This window comes from Peribacillus sp. Bi134, from assembly GCF_918698065.1.
Lineage (GTDB): Bacteria > Bacillota > Bacilli > Bacillales > DSM-1321 > Peribacillus.
The window spans coordinates 403,286-421,668 of the sequence record NZ_CAKKLN010000005.1; the positions used below are offsets into that span (position 1 = coordinate 403,286).

General features: G+C 41.9%; 18 protein-coding genes and 1 other annotated feature. Of the genes, 3 read left to right on the top strand and 15 right to left on the bottom strand.

The genetic code is table 11. From position 1 onward, the window contains the following. The first annotated feature begins 186 nt into the window (after positions 1–186). Positions 187–447: a DUF2624 family protein gene (locus LQ188_RS13260; protein WP_063233031.1), complete on the top strand. Its 261-nt coding sequence runs from the start codon at positions 187–189 to the stop codon at positions 445–447. Positions 448–536: 89 nt separating this feature from the next. Here LQ188_RS13260 and LQ188_RS13265 read toward each other — a convergent pair whose 3' ends face one another. Continuing rightward, complete coding sequence (locus LQ188_RS13265; RefSeq protein WP_230177023.1) at positions 537–1,433, bottom strand: deoxyribonuclease IV; 897 nt, start codon at positions 1,431–1,433, stop codon at positions 537–539. A 12-nt stretch (positions 1,434–1,445) separates the two neighbouring features. Continuing rightward, on the bottom strand, positions 1,446–2,759 hold the full coding sequence (locus LQ188_RS13270) for a DEAD/DEAH box helicase (RefSeq protein WP_101222587.1): 1,314 nt from the start codon (positions 2,757–2,759) through the stop codon (positions 1,446–1,448). A 638-nt stretch (positions 2,760–3,397) separates the two neighbouring features. On the opposite strand from LQ188_RS13270, the gene LQ188_RS13275 reads away from it, so the two are divergent. Both LQ188_RS13275 and LQ188_RS13280 read left to right on the top strand, forming a co-directional pair. Continuing rightward, entirely contained in the window at positions 3,398–4,084 is a 687-nt protein-coding gene (locus LQ188_RS13275) for a YqfQ family protein (RefSeq protein WP_230177024.1), read from the top strand. 126 nt (positions 4,085–4,210) lie between these two features. Continuing rightward, positions 4,211–5,155 (top strand): 4-hydroxy-3-methylbut-2-enyl diphosphate reductase, encoded by a 945-nt coding sequence (locus LQ188_RS13280; RefSeq protein WP_101222589.1) that lies wholly within the window; start codon positions 4,211–4,213, stop codon positions 5,153–5,155. 48 nt (positions 5,156–5,203) lie between these two features. On the opposite strand, the gene LQ188_RS13285 is transcribed toward LQ188_RS13280, so the two are convergent. The 13 genes from LQ188_RS13285 to LQ188_RS13345 all read right to left on the bottom strand — a co-directional run bounded on the left by LQ188_RS13285 (position 5,204) and on the right by LQ188_RS13345 (position 18,380). Then, positions 5,204–6,322 carry a Nif3-like dinuclear metal center hexameric protein gene (locus tag LQ188_RS13285; RefSeq protein WP_101222590.1) on the bottom strand — a complete coding sequence of 373 codons (1,119 nt, stop codon included), beginning with the start codon at positions 6,320–6,322 and terminating at the stop codon, positions 5,204–5,206. Then, positions 6,319–7,026: a tRNA (adenine(22)-N(1))-methyltransferase TrmK gene (locus LQ188_RS13290; RefSeq protein ID WP_101223467.1), complete on the bottom strand. Its 708-nt coding sequence runs from the start codon at positions 7,024–7,026 to the stop codon at positions 6,319–6,321. The genes LQ188_RS13285 and LQ188_RS13290 overlap by 4 nt, the downstream gene beginning before the upstream one ends. A gap of 214 nt (positions 7,027–7,240) precedes the next feature. Further along, entirely contained in the window at positions 7,241–7,609 is a 369-nt protein-coding gene (gene cccA, locus LQ188_RS13295; RefSeq protein WP_101222591.1) for a cytochrome c550, read from the bottom strand. A gap of 219 nt (positions 7,610–7,828) precedes the next feature. Next, entirely contained in the window at positions 7,829–8,365 is a 537-nt protein-coding gene (locus LQ188_RS13300) for a hypothetical protein (RefSeq protein ID WP_101222592.1), read from the bottom strand. Between the two features lie 169 nt (positions 8,366–8,534). Next, positions 8,535–9,668, bottom strand: coding sequence for an RNA polymerase sigma factor RpoD (gene rpoD / locus LQ188_RS13305; RefSeq protein WP_034308477.1), 1,134 nt, complete (start codon positions 9,666–9,668; stop codon positions 8,535–8,537). Between the two features lie 35 nt (positions 9,669–9,703). Then, a complete protein-coding gene (gene dnaG, locus LQ188_RS13310) occupies positions 9,704–11,509 on the bottom strand; it encodes a DNA primase (RefSeq protein WP_101223468.1) in 1,806 nt (601 codons plus the stop codon). A gap of 51 nt (positions 11,510–11,560) precedes the next feature. After that, entirely contained in the window at positions 11,561–12,016 is a 456-nt protein-coding gene (locus LQ188_RS13315; RefSeq protein WP_101223469.1) for a YaiI/YqxD family protein, read from the bottom strand. Positions 12,017–12,528: 512 nt separating this feature from the next. Continuing rightward, complete coding sequence (locus LQ188_RS13320) at positions 12,529–13,338, bottom strand: pyruvate, water dikinase regulatory protein (protein ID WP_101223470.1); 810 nt, start codon at positions 13,336–13,338, stop codon at positions 12,529–12,531. A gap of 28 nt (positions 13,339–13,366) precedes the next feature. Next, positions 13,367–14,005: a helix-turn-helix transcriptional regulator gene (locus LQ188_RS13325; RefSeq protein ID WP_034308483.1), complete on the bottom strand. Its 639-nt coding sequence runs from the start codon at positions 14,003–14,005 to the stop codon at positions 13,367–13,369. Between the two features lie 160 nt (positions 14,006–14,165). After that, a complete protein-coding gene (gene glyS, locus LQ188_RS13330; protein ID WP_230177025.1) occupies positions 14,166–16,235 on the bottom strand; it encodes a glycine--tRNA ligase subunit beta in 2,070 nt (689 codons plus the stop codon). Next, positions 16,222–17,118 carry a glycine--tRNA ligase subunit alpha gene (glyQ, locus tag LQ188_RS13335; RefSeq protein ID WP_034308488.1) on the bottom strand — a complete coding sequence of 299 codons (897 nt, stop codon included), beginning with the start codon at positions 17,116–17,118 and terminating at the stop codon, positions 16,222–16,224. The genes glyS and glyQ overlap by 14 nt, the downstream gene beginning before the upstream one ends. A 97-nt stretch (positions 17,119–17,215) precedes the next feature. Next, positions 17,216–17,392: a binding site (T-box leader), on the bottom strand. 58 nt (positions 17,393–17,450) lie between these two features. Next, entirely contained in the window at positions 17,451–18,203 is a 753-nt protein-coding gene (gene recO / locus LQ188_RS13340) for a DNA repair protein RecO (RefSeq protein ID WP_101222595.1), read from the bottom strand. A 33-nt stretch (positions 18,204–18,236) separates the two neighbouring features. Further along, positions 18,237–18,380: a YqzL family protein gene (locus LQ188_RS13345; RefSeq protein ID WP_101222596.1), complete on the bottom strand. Its 144-nt coding sequence runs from the start codon at positions 18,378–18,380 to the stop codon at positions 18,237–18,239. Between the last annotated feature and the right edge of the window lie 3 nt (positions 18,381–18,383).

The window sequence follows — 18,383 nt, forward strand, 5'->3', positions numbered from 1 at the left end:
ACGATTAACAATCGTTAGTATAAATCAAAGAAGCCAAGATGTAAAGAAACCGGTCCTCTGAACAAGTGCCGGTACGCCCTGAACCACAAAAAAGTGTGAGCTGAACCAAACTTACCGTAATCAAACAAAGTTTCATGTTCACATACGTCTTCCTCCTTCATATGTTTTAACAAAGGAGGAGATCGTTTGAAATTATTTGAAATGATGGTCAATCATAAAATCAACAGTATTCGCCCCGATGAACTGCTTTCCCTTGCTAAACAGCATAAGGTTGCACTCACTCAAAAACAAGCACAGGATATCACTGCACTTCTAGCAGGTAAAAATATTAACATTTTTGATATACGTCAAAGACAGAACGTGCTTGGTCAAATTACAAAAGTTGCCGGAGCAAGCACAGCCAGGGAAATAGAATCCCTCTTCAACAACCTTACTTCCACTTTTTAGAGATCTTAAGCCAGCTGCAGCTTTATCTGAGCATACTTATGCAAATGAAAGGACGATTCATCTTTTTCGATGAATCGTCCCTATTATGATTATTGTTGAGATCTGATCTTATCCAATAAATCTTCATCAAATTGATTATTCTTGAACATATCAATTTCAAATTTATATGGTGCCTTTTTGTCTTTTTTGTCTTCCCCTACATAAGGTGTTTCCAGGATTTTCGGAACACTGCTTAATTGCGGATGGTGAACAATAGCATTCAACGCCTTAAAACCAATATGACCAAATCCAATGTTTTCATGGCGGTCCTTGCGCATGCCGCGTTCATTTTTGCTATCGTTTATGTGAAGGACCTTGATGCGGTCAACACCGACCAATTTATCAAATTCATTCAGTACGCCATCAAAATCCTCGATGATATTATATCCGGCATCGTGAGCATGGCAAGTATCGAAGCAAACCGATAGTTTTTCATTATGGGTAACACCATCAATGATCATCGCCAGCTCTTCGAAAGACCTGCCACATTCAGACCCTTTGCCTGCCATCGTTTCAAGGGCAATCTGAACTTTATCGTCGGCAGTCAGCACCTCATTCAAACCTTCGATGATTCTCTTGATACCCAGTTCACTGCCTGCACCAACATGCGCACCTGGATGTAGTACGATCTGCCTTGCGCCAATGGCTTCGGTCCGATCGATTTCGCTGCGTAAGAAGTTGACTCCAAGCTCGTATGTGGCTGGATTCGTTGTATTTCCTATATTAATGATATACGGGGCATGGACTACGATATCGCTGATTCCATTCTCCTCCATATGCAGTCTTCCGGCTTCGATATTTAAATCCTCGATTTTTTTACGTCTTGTGTTTTGAGGGGCCCCTGTATAGATCATGAATGTGTTGGAGCCATACGAAGCCGCTTCTTGACTCGCAGCAAGTAGCATACCTTTCCCGCTCATTGAAACATGCGATCCGATCTTCAGCATCTGATTTCTCCCCTATTTCTTTCTCTGTATACGACGTTCACGTTTTTTAAAGTTTTCCACATCTCGTTGAATTTTCTTCTTGTATCCTGGCTTGACTTTAGTTGGCTTCTTGACGTGCCTGCTCGCTTTAACATCGATATCAGATTTTTGTTTTTTACGGTTTTTCCGTTTATTACGTTCATCGATATCAACCCAATCACCGTTTTGGATATCCGCATCACGGAATTCAATGCCCATTTTTTCAAGGCGGTTCAGTGAATCTTCATCGGATGTATCGTAAATGGTAGTGGCAATGCCTGAATATCCGGCACGAGCCGTCCTTCCCGTCCTATGGATATAAAAATCCAAATCTGAAGGCAATTCATAGTTAATGATATGACTTACACCTTCAATATCGATTCCACGGGAAGCCAGATCTGTCGCAACGATGAATTGATACTCCAGATCATTGATTTGCTTCATCATTTTTTTACGCTCACGAGGCGATAAATCACCATGAATACGGCCGACATTCAACCCTTTTTCAATCAAGGAGTTAGCCACATGATCCGCCATTTTTTTTGTGTTTGTGAAAATAATCGCCAAATATGGATTATAACGAACGATGATATCATGAAGTAACTGCTCTCTGTTACGGTGACGAATCGGTACGAGAACATGTTCAATTTTCGAAGCGGTCGCCTGCTTGGGATTCACTTGAACATACTTTGGATTCTCCATATATTTATTTAAAAACGGCTTCAATTTTTCTGGGATGGTTGCCGAAAAGACAAGCATTTGAATTTTTTCAGCCATACGTGATGCAAATATATCGACATCTTCAATGAAGCCCATGTCTAGCATAAGGTCCGCTTCATCGACTACAAGCATTTTTGCTGTATAAACCTGTAATGCCTGAGCTGCAACCAAGTCCTTGATCCGGCCCGGTGTACCGATTACCAATTGCGGCTGTGTCTTCAATTTATCTATCATTCGCTGTTTATCAGTACCACCGATGAAACAACGGACTTGAATCTGCTCATCCTCAGGGAAATGGTCAGCAATTTTCAAAGCTTCTTTGTAGATTTGGTTCGCTAACTCACGGGTTGGTGCGGAAATAATCGCTTGAACCTCATTCTTACCGGCATCAAGCCTGTTCATGATCGGCAGCAAATAGGAATGTGTCTTCCCTGTTCCTGTCTGCGACTGTCCAATTAAGCTACTTCCCTTTAAAAGCGACGGAAGCACGCGCTCTTGAATTTCCGTCGGCTTATCGAACCCTAAAGTACGAACCGCATCTAGAATGTAGCTTTTCAAATTAAATCGTTCAAATTGATTTTGTTTCATCAAAAAACTCCTTTATCCTGTCAGTCATTAGACATGTCCTGTTATTATAATAAATTTCACACAAAAAGCGCAAGCGCCTGGGTTGCTCGTGAAGAAAATAGGGATTGACCCATAAGGCGCTTTTTGCCTTATGAGGGCGATCATCTTTTTCACAACGAGCTAGGTGCTGAAGCTGGATTACACAAAAAGCGCAAGCGCCTGGGTTGCTCGTGAAGAAAATAGGGATTGACCCATAAGGCGCTTTTTGCCTTATGAGGGCGATCATCTTTTTCACAACGAGCTAGGCGCTGAAGCTGGATTACACAAAAAGCGCAAGCGCCTGGGTTGCTCGTGAAGAAAATAGGGATTGACCCATATTGGGGCAGGCCATCTACTTTTTTCAATGTGTCCCATTTACTTAACAAAAGCGCAAGCGCTGAGGTTTTCTCTTAAAATGGACTCTTGCAAACGAAAAGCCCCTGTCCTGGTCATAGCGTATCCCCCGCAGACATGGAGCTAAAAGACTACCGTTACCATCTTACCTTCTTTCCGGTTACTTCACAACTGCCCAGTCACTCTTTCCTCAAACCTTTTTTGTCGAGTTGCATAATTTATATAGAAGATTACACCAGCATATAAAATCTGAGGAGGTGAAACCTATGTTCCCAAATAGAAATCGTCAACCCGGACCCGGTTTTCAGCCACCCAATGGCCGAAGGATGCAGCAGCACCCTGCTCCATTGAGACAGTCACCGCAAATCCCCCACCCTTATCAGCAGATGCAGCGGCCGATGGTACAAAACAGAGGGCAGATGCCACAGGGACCTCAAGGTTTCCGCGGCCCCTTCAACCAACCGCAGCGGCAGGAGATGCCGCCAGCGAAGAAAGAAGGGTTATTGTCAAAAATACTCGGTAAGTCAAAACAAAAAGCAGCTGCGCCAAATTTATTTGCGCCAGCCGGTACCTCTAATCAAAGTTCTTCAAGAAGCAGCGGAGGCGGTATACTAGAAACATTAAAAAACCCAGAGTCCCTTAATAACATGCTTTCCAACACGCAAAAAGTATTGCAAGCGGCGGAACAATTCACACCTATGGTGGAACAATACGGACCAGTGATTAAAAACCTGCCTTCCATGTGGAAAGTTTTCCGGAGCATTTCATCAGCCAGTGATAACGAGGATCAGGGAGTTTCCGTTGAAAGCGAGCCAAATGTTGAGGTACAAAAAAACAGTGTGGTACAAACGGATTCGAAGAAAAAAGAAAAAGCTAAAGAAGCTAACCCTATCGCCCAAGTCCATACCGAAACCAAAAGGGAGAGGTCATCCGGTCCAAAGCTTTATATCTAAAGGCTGCAAAAAATTTACCAATAACTGATTTTATGTAAATATGATGTTTTGTAATATCATCTATGGTCTTATATAATAGAAAGGTATAAAAAGTGAGAGTTTCTTGCCTTGAAGGAGGACACATAGATGAAAGTGATTAAAATTTCCCCGCGCGGCTATTGTTATGGCGTTGTCGATGCCATGGTCATCGCCCGTAATGCGGCTTTAGATAAAACCTTGCCACGTCCCATTTACATTTTAGGAATGATTGTGCATAACAAACATGTGACGGATGCGTTTGAAGAAGAAGGCATCATCACGCTGGACGGCAGCAACCGCAACGATATCATCGAACAGGTGGACAGCGGAACCGTCATCTTTACTGCTCACGGCGTTTCACCTGAGATCAGGAAGATCGCCGAGAAAAAAGGTCTTGTTACGCTTGATGCTACATGTCCCGATGTTACCGCAACACATGACTTAATTCGGGAAAAACAAGCGGAAGGCTATCAAATCATTTATATTGGCAAAAAAGGCCATCCGGAACCAGAGGGTGCTGTCGGAGTTGCTCCTGATGTAGTTCACCTGGTTCAAAAGGATGAAGATGTGGAAGCCTTGACTTTGAATAGTGATAAGATCATTGTTACCAATCAAACAACGATGAGCCAATGGGATGTATTGGATATCATGGATAAGGTCAAGGAAAAGTTTCCACATGCCGAAGTCCATAAGGAAATTTGTTTAGCGACACAGGTTCGCCAAGAAGCGGTTGCCGAGCAAGCTGGTGAAGCTGATGTTTTAATCGTAGTCGGAGACCCCAAGAGTAATAATTCAAACCGCCTTGCACAAGTTTCCCAAGAGATTGCCGGCACGAGCGCTTATCGGATCGCTGACATTTCCGAGTTGAATCTTGAATGGCTAAAAGATGCAGAAACGGTTGCCGTCACTTCAGGGGCTTCCACACCAACTCCGATCACGAAGGAAGTTATCGCATTTCTAGAGCAATATGAAGCAAGTGATGAATCGACTTGGAATACCGAAAAGAAAACGCCATTGCATAAAATTTTACCTAAAATTAAAGTGAAGAAATGATTTCACAAAAAAAAAGGCAGCCACTAATGGCTGCCTTTTTCGTGTTATTTAAATGAATTGGAAAGGGTCTGTATTCAGCCGGGATGGAATGAATTCCACATCGTAGCTCTTTTCGAGGCACATTTTTTCAAGGATTCGTGCCACCCCTTTTTTCATCACCTTTTCAACATTGTGGCCTGGATCCACGATATTCAATCCAAGCATCATCGCGTCATGCGCTGTATGGTAATACATGTCACCCGTAACGTATACATCAGCTCCCTTGAACTTCGCTGTTGTAAAGTATTTATTGCCGTCTCCGCCCAACACTGCCACTTTTTTGATTGGGCTTTGCAAATCTCCAACGACACGCACCTTTTCAACATCAAGTGTCCGCTTCACATGTTCGGAAAATTGTTCAAGTGTCATTTCTTCAGGAAGTACACCGATCTTCCCTAAGCCAAGAGACTCCCCTTTATTCTCCAGTTTATATATATCATGAGCAACTTCCTCATATGGATGGGCTTTGATCATCGCAGATAGCACTTTCTTTTCGATATTTTCCGGGAATATCGTTTCGACTCGCATTTCAGCTACTTCTTCAAGCTTTCCTTGGGAGCCAATTACCGGCTCACTGCCATCACCTGGCAAGAAGCGTCCGGTACCTTCCCCGGAAAACGAACAATTGCTGTAATTCCCGATCGCTCCGGCCCCTGCCTTACCTAGGGCTTCCCTCACCTTTTGTGCATCGGTCTTTGGAACATATACGACCAATTTCTTTAGAGTTGTCTCGGTAGTTGGAATCAATACTTCTGTGTCCTGCAATTGCAGCGCTTCGGCAAGTAAATCATTTACTCCGCCCCTAGCGACATCCAAATTGGTATGCGCAGCATAAACAGCGATATCATGTTTGATCAGCTTTTCGATGATGCGGCCTCCAGCAGTGTTTGTATCGATCCTTTTCAATGGTCGGTAGATAAGCGGATGATGGGCGATGATCAATTCCGCGCCATGTTCTATCGCTTCGTCTACAACCTCTTCCAGCACATCAAGGGCAATCAGCACTTTAGTAACCGGCTTATTGAGCTGACCGACATGCAGCCCGATCGGATCTCCCTCCATCGCATAATGCTTTGGGGAGAATTGTTCAAACGTTTCAATGATTTTGTGACCATTCACTGTCTTCACCCTTTAAGCACCTCCTCAATTACGGAAATTTGGGATTTTAATTCATTGCGCTTCGTTTCCAGTCCGCTTCTTCCGCTTTCATCCAATTGTTCGATGATTCTCTCCAAATGTTTTTTCTCTAGCTGCCATTTTTTTATGAAAATGTCACTGAATTGCTCTCTTAAGTATGGACCGAACGTGAGGCCTGCTTGCTTGTTTATCAGATAAGGGCGGAGCGGGTCCCCTTTTTCGGCAATTAAGATTTCATAGATTTTCCCATCTTCTTCAAGGATTTCCTCTCCAATAAGTTCCCAGCCGTTTTCCATTAGCCAGCTGCGAACATTCGCTGCACCGACATTTGGCTGAAGGATAAGCCTTTCTGCCCTGCCAAGTTTCCCTTTTCCGCTTTCCAATATACTTGATATTAAAGTCCCTCCCATGCCTGCAATCGTAATGCAAGTCGCTTCATCAGGCTTCAATACTTCAAGCCCGTCTCCTTTACGGACCTCTATCTTGTCCCCAAGCCCCGTCATTGCAACTTGCTTGCGTGCTGACTGATATGGCCCTTCTACAACTTCGCCGGCTATTGCACTGTCACACAAGCCGTTAGTCACAGCATAGCACGGCAAATAAGCATGATCGGAACCTATATCTGCAAGGATGCTTCCTTTTGGTATATGTATGGCAACACGTTCTAATCTCATCGATAGTTTTTCATGATTCATATTTATCAACTCTCTTAATTCAAATAATTTCTTACTATAATTAGTTTCCCATTCGATTATACCAAGTTCAATCGAAAAATTACAGAAAGGAGAAAGGACTCTTTCAATCAGTGGGCAGAAGAAACTTTCCATCTGGAATCTTCCTTTTCTGAATAAATGAAAAACTGACTCAAAAAGTTCGCTTTCCAACGATTTCTTGAGTCAGTTTCATGAATTATTTCAGTCCATGAATATATTCGGCCATGGCGTCAATGTTCTGTTCTTCGACTAAACCTGGTGGCATTGCACCTCGTCCATTCGTGATCACTTCTTTGACCTCGTCCACCGATAGACGATCGCCAACACCTTTTAGGGCAGGCCCGACGCCGCCTTGATAGGCGTCACCATGACATGAGATACAGTTTTGCTTATAGATGTCCTCAGGTGATGCTGAGGCACTTTCTGTTTCTTCTGTCTTTTCGCCGCCCTCTTTTTCCTTAGCAAGATCTTTGGCATCACCCAAACCTTTAAACGAAAGTAAAAACATAAGTCCAATACCAAAAACCATGATAATAATAAAAGGCATTACTGGATTGCGATTCATAGTATTTCCTCCCCTATGTAGAACCTAAACTTACCATATTTAATATTATATACAAACAGCTATATATTATTTTACTTGAAAAGAGTTTCAAGTAAAAGCCCAAAAATAGAAGATATTATATAATTTCTTAAAATTGTCAAAAACTTATGTATATTTCCAAACAGTTTTACTTTTTCTTACATATATTTCATAATACCCTAAAATCACTAATTAAAACCGCTAGAATGTCCTAAAAAAAAAGTAAAGAGTGACCATTGCTCCCAGGCCTCCCCCTATGGAAAAATGGAGCAGCTTCAGTTTTTTGCCCATTAAAATCCAAAGTCCGCAATTAATGAACAGGAAAATATAAAGGATACTCACTTGACCAGGTGCCATGAATTCGGCAAAACTGACTGTTAATAAAAGCAAAGATAGCGCCATTCCCATCAAGGCCATTTGAAAAATGATTTTCCTGCCGGCAAAGTGGCGGGCCGCCAGCCCAAAGACAAGAATTGAAATTGTTGTGATAAGCATTTGCATTCTTATGGGTATTTCAGTAAAATAATTCAAAAATACAATAAATGAAAAAAGGGCCCCAATCAACAACCCGGAAAAGATGTCGTTTTTTACGCTCCCGGATTTAGCCGAATTGGGTGGCGGCAGTTCGCCTTGACAGTATAATGCAAGCAGATAATTACAATATTGCTCCGGAAGCATACGACTTTCCTTCCAGGAGTTTATTTCTTGAATGATGATTTTCTTTCTCATCTCATCCATGAATCTCACATCCTCATGATGATCATTTCTTTTTATGACTTAGCTTTCAAATTTTTTTACAGTGTATTGGTAATTATTGTTTTTATAGGATATTTTTACATCGGAACTAAAAAAAGAGCCGCTCCCGAACGCTGGGCATTCAAAGAGGGCTCTGTGAAGGGCATATATTCTATTCCAGGAAATCTTTCAAGCGTTTGCTGCGGCTTGGATGTCTCAGTTTACGAAGCGCCTTCGCTTCGATTTGACGGATACGCTCGCGGGTGACCCCAAATACTTTCCCTACCTCTTCAAGAGTGCGGGTGCGGCCATCATCAAGTCCAAAGCGGAGTCTCAAGACGTTCTCTTCACGGTCAGTAAGAGTATCCAATACATCTTCAAGCTGTTCTTTCAATAGTTCATATGCTGCATGCTCCGATGGAGAAGTTGCATCCTGATCTTCAATGAAATCACCTAAATGTGAATCGTCTTCTTCTCCTATTGGCGTTTCCAATGAAACCGGTTCCTGAGCTATTTTCAAGATTTCACGAACTTTTTCAGGTGTTAAGTCCATATCCTCCGCAATTTCTTCCGGAGAAGGTTCACGTCCTAAATCCTGAAGAAGCTGTCTTTGGACACGGATCAATTTATTGATGGTTTCCACCATATGCACCGGTATCCGGATCGTCCTTGCTTGGTCGGCAATCGCACGGGTTATCGCTTGGCGAATCCACCATGTTGCATACGTACTGAATTTGAATCCCTTGCGGTAATCAAATTTCTCGACTGCTTTGATAAGTCCCATATTACCTTCCTGAATCAAATCCAGGAAAAGCATTCCGCGTCCGACATAGCGCTTGGCGATACTGACAACAAGACGAAGGTTAGCTTCTGCCAAACGGCGTTTCGCTTCTTCATCCCCATCTTCGATTCTCGTCGCCAGAGAGATTTCCTCTTCTGCCGATAAAAGGTCTACCCGACCAATTTCCTTTAAGTACATGCGTACTGGGTCATTGATTTTAACGCCAGGAGGAACACTTAAATCATTTAAGTCAAACTCTTCTTCTTTTGCAAGCTTCTTCTCATCCGGATCATCTTCATCCTCGTCCTCCTCACCATCAGTGAGTATTTCGACGCCGTTTTCTGCTAACACCTCATAGAACTCATCCATTTGATCGGAATCCAATTCAAAACCGCCAATCATTTCAGCGATTTTTTCTAAAGTCAAAGAGCCTCGTTTTTTACCTAGCTCTAGTAATTTTTCTTTCACCTGTTCAAGGCTAAATTCATTATCAACTTGTTTGGAACGTGCTGGTTTTTCAGCCATTAGTTCCCCTCCTTCCAGGACTTACACCTAAACGACTACAACATTTTACGCAATTTAATGATTTCCATGGCAATTTTTGCAGCAGTGACATAATCACTTCGCCTAACTGCATCTTTTTCTTCAACTTGTTTTTCTTTTATCTTTAACAATTTTTCATATTTCAACACTTGATTTATGCAATCGGTCAGTTCTTTATCGGTAACTTCCTCATTCACTGACATCATTTCTATTTCCGAAACGATCCTTCTCAAGTTTGGATCCGGTAAATAAGTAAGGAAAAAGCTTGTATCCGGTTCGTGTCCATCTTCATAGAACGCATATAAATAGGTGATGATTGCCTGATGTTCATCTACATGAAAAACCGTTTGTCCAAGCAATTGCTGAATTTTGAAGGTCATATCCCTGCTTTTTAGCATATGGGCGATCAACTTCATTTCAGCATTATGGTGAGCAGGCTTTAACTTATGCTCATATTGCAGGGACATTTGCTTTTGGGCTGCTGGCTGCGGCAGTGTCCCCTTCTTGCGTTCCGTAAAGAACACCTGACGCTGCTGCTGTTCCAGCGCATCCAATGATAGGGAAAATTCAGAGGATAGCTGCCGAAGATAATGATCCCTCTCCACTGCATTGGGCAATCGTGAAATTTCTTTAAGGACTTCTTCGATATATTGAATTCGATCTCCTTCATTATTTACATTTTTCCCTCGACGCAAATAATGCATTTTGAATGCCATGTAGGTTAAACTGGCCCCTATTACTTCAGAAACAAAGCTTTTTTCACCGAATTCCTTTATGTAGTCATCGGGGTCCAAGTTATCAGGCATGAGAGCGACTTTCACGGAAAACTCATGGTCCTGTAGCATATTAACTGCACGATTGGCAGCGTTTAATCCCGCTGAGTCCGAATCGTAGCATATAAGTATCTGGTCAGTATTTCTTTTTAAAAGCTGGATATGCTGGTCCGTCAGGGCAGTACCCATTGTAGCGACCGCATTCTCCACACCTGCGCCAACAGCTGAAATGCAATCGGCAAAGCCTTCAAAAATGACTGCTTGTTCTTTCTTTCGTATGTGTGGTCTTGCATGATGGAAATTATATAAAGTTTTACTTTTATTAAAGATTGGCGTTTCAGGACTATTCAAATATTTGGGCTCATCGTCCCCCATCGCTCTTCCTGAAAATGCAATCGTATTTCCTTGATGATCCATAATTGGAAACATGACTCTATTTCTGAAACGGTCAAAATATGACTCGTCTTTTTCCCTGTAAATAATAAGCCCTGCCTGCTCCATGTATTCCGCTGGAAAACCGCGTTTTAAAAGAAACTTGGACACGAAATCCCATGAATCCAAAGAGTAGCCAATTTGGAACTTTTCTATCGTCTCTTCAGTAAACCCGCGTTTAAGTAAATATTCGAGAGCATCCTGCCCCTCTTTCGTATTAACGAGGAGATGATGATAAAACTTCCTCAGCAGGTCATGTGCCTCGACCATTTGCTGCGAGCCTGCCGGCATGTTAGAACGCTTGGAATCCTTATTGATTTCAACATCCAAAGGAACATTTCCTTTTTCGGCTAAAACTTTTGCAGATTCCACAAAGCTGTAGCCTTCTATATCCATTAAGAAGGTAAAGATATTTCCCCCTGCCCCGCAACCAAAACAGTGAAAGATTTGTTTTTCCGTTGAAACGGAAAACGAGGGCGAGTTTTCACCATGAAAAGGACATAGGCCAAAGTAATTGCGCCCCTGCTTCTTTAACTGGACATACTCCCCAATTAAATCAACAATGTCAACAGCTTCGCGAATTTGATTAATTTTCTCATCTTCTATACGGCCATTTATCATTTTTCCACCTTGCAATATTGGTGATAGTTTTTAATTCGATACTGTTTTCTAATTCCCTGCAAAGTTCGACAATGTTTTCAAAAGTTTATTTGTGAAACATGCACGATCTTCCTTCGTGAATGCTTTCGGCCCTTTTGTATGCTTACCCTGCCTGCGGAGTTTCGCCGACTGATAGCGCATATCCAAGAGCATGAAAATATTCTCGTCAGTGTATTCTTTTCCCCTTGGCGAAAGGACATAAACGTTTTTAGGAAGCAGGGTCCCAGCTAAACCAATATCTGCAGTAACGACAATATCACCCTTTTTTACTGAGTTTACTATATAAAGATCTGCCGCTTCTTTGTCTGCATCGACATATACCCATTTACCTTCAGGGTTATTCATCATATTTTTGTATGATGCAACAAAACAGACTTCAACATCGTGCAAACTTGCACAATGAAGGATTTCGTCTTTCACCGGGCATGCATCGGCATCGACGTGTATCGTGGGTTTATTATTCATACCTTCTAATTCTACATCTTTCTGCATAATCCTTTTTCTCCCCTAAACTTTATGAAGATATGGTGAATTTTCAGCATTGATCCAGAGGGTTTCCTCTAAAAGAGCACACATAATTCTTCAAGGAATACCTGTTCATTTAAGTGAAAGCGGATCTTTTGCCTTGAAAAAGACCAGCCCCTCCTGAATTATACGGAACATGTCGAATTATTTTTATGATAAAAACCTTGACATCTCATTAACCTTTAGTTTATTCCTTATTAATTAAGTCTAAACCTTAAGATTACTTTTTTCTCACAATTTTTTATTATAGTCTATTTGATTAGAAGATGCCAACATTTAAATTCCGAATTTGTTTTCATGCAAATCAAAGGATTTACAGTTGGAAACAAGGAGAAATTTTATGTAATTATTTTGAACTTATTCTTTTTATTCCCTATTGAACCTTGGCATTAAAATGTGAGCTGACACATAAAGTGCCTAGCTCACATTTTGATTTGCCTTAATTATAAGGATTAACGGTTTTTGTTTTGAAGGATATTGATTATCAAATTGGCTGTTTCTTCAACAGCTTTATTGGTTACATCAATAATAGGACAGTTCAACCTTGATATGATTGTATCAAAGTATGTCAATTCTTCTTTTATACGCTCCACATTTGCATAAATCGCATGATCATTAAGCCCAAGCGACTTTAATCGTTCTTTACGAATATGGTTCAGTTTTTCCGGACTGATCTTTAATCCAATGCATTTTTCAGGAGGTACCAGGAACAGCTCTTCTGGAGGTTCCACTTCAGGCACTAAAGGTACGTTAGCCACCTTATAGCGTTTGTGGGCTAAATACTGTGATAACGGCGTTTTTGAAGTGCGTGAAACACCGACAAGGACGATATCAGCACGTAATATGCCCCGAGGGTCACGTCCATCATCATATTTTACAGCAAATTCAATGGCTTCCACACGCTTGAAATAGTCATCATCCAGCTTTCTTACAAGACCAGGTTCATTAAGCGGCCCTTTTGGCGCCCTTTCCTCAAGGATGTCCATGAGCGGCCCTAAAATGTCATAAGCAGACAGGTTTTCTTTCTCGACCTGTGCTTTCATATACGCTCTAATAGCTGGCTTCACAAGAGTATAAGCAATGATTGCCCCATCCAACTTAGCCAGTGATATCACTTCATCCACGTTTTGTTCATCTTCAATATACGGAATTCTCTTTATGGAAAATGCAGATCCCGAGAACTGGCTTGCAGCGGCTTTTGTAACCAATTCCGCTGTTTCCCCTACCGAATCCGATACAACATATATAATAGAACCGTTCATATTCTCCGTCATTCCTTTTGCAAGCCCCCTAATAGCCTTCATCAGCCAAAGCTACGAATGCTTTCGTAATATTGGTTTTTGTAATTCTTCCAATTACTTCATAGCCTTTTTCTGTGTCTTTGACGACCGGTAATGAGTCGATTTGTTTATCAATCAATTTCTTGGCCACATCAATCAAAAGGTCTTCTTTTGAACACATTGTAATATTGGGCATCCTAGTCATGATGATATTGACTGGAATGGAGTTAAGCTCTTGTTTCCCAATACTCGCACGCAACAAGTCTTTCCTTGATAAGACACCAACAAGCAATGCATGCTTATCGACCACGAACATTGTTCCGACATCTTCCAAAAACATCATGACGATTGCATCATATACGGAAATGCCCTCGTCAACAACGACGGGTATCGATTGGTAGTCTCGTACATAAAGATGGTTAAGGCTATCGGTCAAAAGCTGTGTACCTGACCTGCCTGTATAAAAATACCCCACTCGCGGCCTGGCATCAAGAAAACCCGCCATCGTTAAAATGGCTAGATCTGGACGAAGTGTCGCCCTGGTAAGGTTCAATCTATCCGCAATATGTTCTCCAGTAATCGGTCCGTTTTCTTTTACAATTTGTAAAATTTGCTCCTGACGCTTATTCAATTGGATTATAATCACCACCCCACTGCTTTCGCAGAGTAAAGTAACAAAAGTTATTCATTTAATAATTATATACTAAATTATTTAATAAGGGCATTTTTGTCCTATTTATTGACCATTATCTTTTTAAGAAATCGGAAACCCTATTTAAAGTGTTTCCGATTTCCATACATCCCTTCGATCATGTAAGGATGATTTTATTCATGGCAGCAAAACCTGCAACCAAATCACTGATTTCCTTCATTAAGGATAAACGGTTATTACGGATTGCTTCATCATCTGCCATGACCATTGTATTCTCGAAATACGACTCTATTTCCGATTGAAGCGAAACAAGCTGTTCAAACCGCTCATTCTCATCTCTAGATTCCATATAACGGATTGCCACTTTTTTATATTTTACATATAACGCATTTTCTTGATCATTTTCAAAGGCAGAAGGATCAACTGTCACCTTATTGTCACATTTAACGGCAATGTTCATGACCCGACTTAATGCTTCCAGGCTTTCTTTAAACCCTGCTTCGTCCTTTTTAGCATCCAAGACATGTGCACGTTCCACGATAGAGTGGATATAACCGATCTCATTGAACAGAACTGCATCAATCAAATCGTAACGGATTTGCTGTTCTTGAAGCAGGTGTTTGACACGCGCTTTAAAGAACGTGAACATATCCGCTTTAACTTCTTCAAGATCACGATTTAAGATGCCTTTTGATTCCAGTCCTTTAAGGCCTAAAACAATAAGCTCATCTAGTGAAATATTCCATTTCTTCTCCGCTAGGATTTGGACGACACCGCTCGCCTGCCTTCTTAATGCGTAAGGATCCTGGGAACCGGTCGGAATGACGCCAATAGCGAAGAATGAAGACAAAGTATCAATTTTTTCAGCTAAACTCACAACCGCACCAATGACTGAAGGCGGTACATTGTCATCCGCATGTCTTGGCATATAATGTTCATTGATAGCCGCGGCCACTTCTTTGGCTTCACCTTTTAAGAGCGCATATTTTTCACCCATATACCCTTGCAATTCAGGGAATTCATAAACCATTTGACTCACCAAATCGAACTTGGCAATTGCCGCTGTCCGAAGCGCCATTTCTTTTTCCGCCTTTAAATTCAAAGCATCCGCAAGGTCACCCGTCAGAGCAGTTACCCGTGCAGTTTTCTCGGCTAATGTACCGATCTCTTCATGATAAACGATGCTGTCAAGCTTTTTCAAAGCATCCGAAATCTCTTTTTTCTGATCCTCTTTATAGAAGAATGCTGCATCAGATAGGCGGGCACGCAATACTTTTTCATTACCTTTAGAAACCTTATCCAAATGGCGGTCATCGCCGTTACGCACGGTTACAAAGTGAGCAAGCAGTTTCCCGTCCTGATCTTTAACAGGGAAATAACGTTGATGTTCCTTCATCGATGTGATAAGCACCTCAGCTGGAAGCTCAAGGAATTCTTCTTCAAAATTTCCAAATAACACCGTTGGATACTCTACCAAATTATTGACTTCTTCAAGCAGATCTTCATCGACTGGGATGATCCAGCCTTTCTCCTGCTCAAGCTCTTTAATCTGATCCAATATAACTTGCCGGCGTTTATCTGGATTCGCCATAACAAATTGTTCTTTTAGCGTATCTTCGTACAGTTCCGGCAGTTCGATGCTAGCGCTATCGCCCAAGAAACGGTGTCCTTTTGTTTCACGGCCCGTTTCCACATCAGCAATGCTGAATGGCACAATGTCATTGCCGAATAAGGCAATCAGCCATTTAATCGGACGGACGAAGCGGAGCTCCTGATTGGCCCAACGCATATTTTTCGGAAACGTCATGCCGCTGATGATTTCAGCAAGCTCAGATAAAAGCTGAACGGTCTGCTGTCCTTTTATGAATTTATTCACATGGACATATTCCACACCCTTGAGTTCTTTAAAATAAATGTCCTCTGAAGTCATTCCTTGACCCCTGACGAATCCCAATGCCGCTTTAGACCAGTTGCCTTCACTGTCCAAAGCGATTTTCTTAGCCGGACCTTTTGCTTCTTCTTCGATATCCTTTTGGGACTCTTCCACGTCTTTCACCAGTACGGCCAAACGTCTTGGTGTGGAAAAAGCTTCAACCGTTCCGAATTCAATCGCTTTTTCCTTTAGCCATTGCTGCACCTTATCTGACAACTGTTTCATTGATGCTGTCACAAAACGGGCAGGCAGCTCTTCCAATCCAATCTCCAATAACAAATCACGCTTGCTCATTTGTATTCTCCCCTTTCACTTTCAGAATCGGGAAGCCTAATTTTTCCCGCTCTTCATAGAAGGTCTTGGCAACCTTGCGCGCTAGGTTACGGCACCGGGCAATATAACCCGTTCTTTCCGTCACCGAGATGGCACCTTTGGCATCCAAAAGGTTAAATGTATGTGAACATTTCAAAACATAATCATATGCGGGATGTACAAGACCTTCTTCCATTTGGCGATGCGCTTCCTTTTCATACATCGTGAAAAGCTGAAACAGCATATCAAGGTCGGAGGTTTCGAACGTATATTTCGAATGTTCGTATTCCGGCTGTCCAAATATATCCCGAACTGTGAATCCATCTGTCCATTCCAGGTCAAATACGTTTTCCTTATCTTGAATGTATGAAGCGAGACGTTCGATCCCGTATGTAATTTCCACGGAAACCGGCTTGCACTCAAGACCGCCCACTTGTTGGAAATATGTAAATTGCGTTATTTCCATTCCATCAAGCCAAACTTCCCAACCGAGACCGGCACACCCTAGTGATGGGTTTTCCCAGTTGTCCTCCACAAAGCGAATATCATGCTCAAGCGGATTTATCCCTAAAGCGCGTAAAGAATCCAAATATAACTCTTGGATATTGTCAGGCGACGGCTTCATGATCACTTGGAACTGATGGTGCTGATACAGTCGGTTAGGGTTCTCACCATAACGACCGTCAGCAGGACGGCGTGATGGCTCCACGTAAGCAACGCTCCAAGGCTCAGGTCCAATGGCTCTCAGGAACGTGTATGGGCTCATCGTTCCTGCCCCTTTCTCGACATCATAAGCATTCATCAATATGCAGCCTTGTTCAGACCAATGCTTTTGTAACGTTAAAATCATATTTTGAATATTCATCGTACACCTCCAGGTTATTTAAAACGGCTCTTTTTAAAATCAGGTCGGAACCCATCACATTTGGGCAAACAAAAAACTCTCGTCCCTATGCGAAATGCATAGGGACGAGAGTATACCCGCGGTTCCACCCTAATTGCCGTTTATAAAACGGCCTCTTTTCAAAGCAACATGCTCCGGAAACGCCCTTCCCTGTAAATCCATATCCCGGCTTCCACCGTCCCGGGTTCGCTTTTTATGGAGAATGACAGATACTCTTTTCCATCAACGCAATCTTCTTATTTTGATGTTTAGAATTTTATACAAACTAACAAGGAATGTCAATAGGTCAGATCCTAAAACATATCTTTCATCGTATCAATCTGATTCAGGAACTTTTTTGATTTCAAGTTCAGACCTGAATATTCCTCATAATAAGCATCGATGATCTTTCGCAGTTCTTTTTTCGTTTCAGGCTTGACGGAAATGTTTCCGAGCCTTGATAAATCGAAATAATAAAAGATTCGCAGCAATTTGACGGCTGCAGCTGAAATTTTATAATGATAAGGGTCTTTCCCCAGGCAGCGGTGACAGATAAAGCCCGCTTCCCGAAGCGAGAAGGAGAATTCCCCTTCCGTTTCACCACATACAGCACATTGATTCAGCACTGGGTTAATCCCATTGACGGGCAGCATCTTCATTTCAAAAATGAATTTCAATACCTCTGCGTCATATTCTTCGTTTATGTAATGCAAGGTTTGCGAAAGCAACTCATACAAATATGGATTCGGTTTCTTATCCTCGACACTTTTATCAAGCAATTCAACAATATAAGAAGCATAAGCAGTGGCAAAAAGATCCTCCCTTATGAAACGGAGTGAATCGACCATTTCGCCTTGCTGAAGACTTCCGAGTCCGGTTGATGTAGTTACAAGAAAATACCCGGAGCAAAAAAGCTGTGTGACGGCAGAAAGCCTGCTGTTAGGTTTACTGGCCCCTCTAGCCATAACGCCGATTTTTCCTAGCTCACGGGTATATATAGTAATGATTTTGTTATTTTCTCCATATGCAGTTCGCCTTATGACAATGCCCTCACATTTTTGGAGCATACCAAGACACCACCCATGCTCGCCAAGGCTAACCTATGAAACAGGAAAATCAATTTCTGCTAGCTCATCATTCAATACCAAGTGTCTTTCCTGTCTTTCGACTTCTATCTCCTTAAACAGCAAATAGGTGTCCACATTACCTGTTTCAGAGAATAATTCCCAGGTAAAATCCAACATATA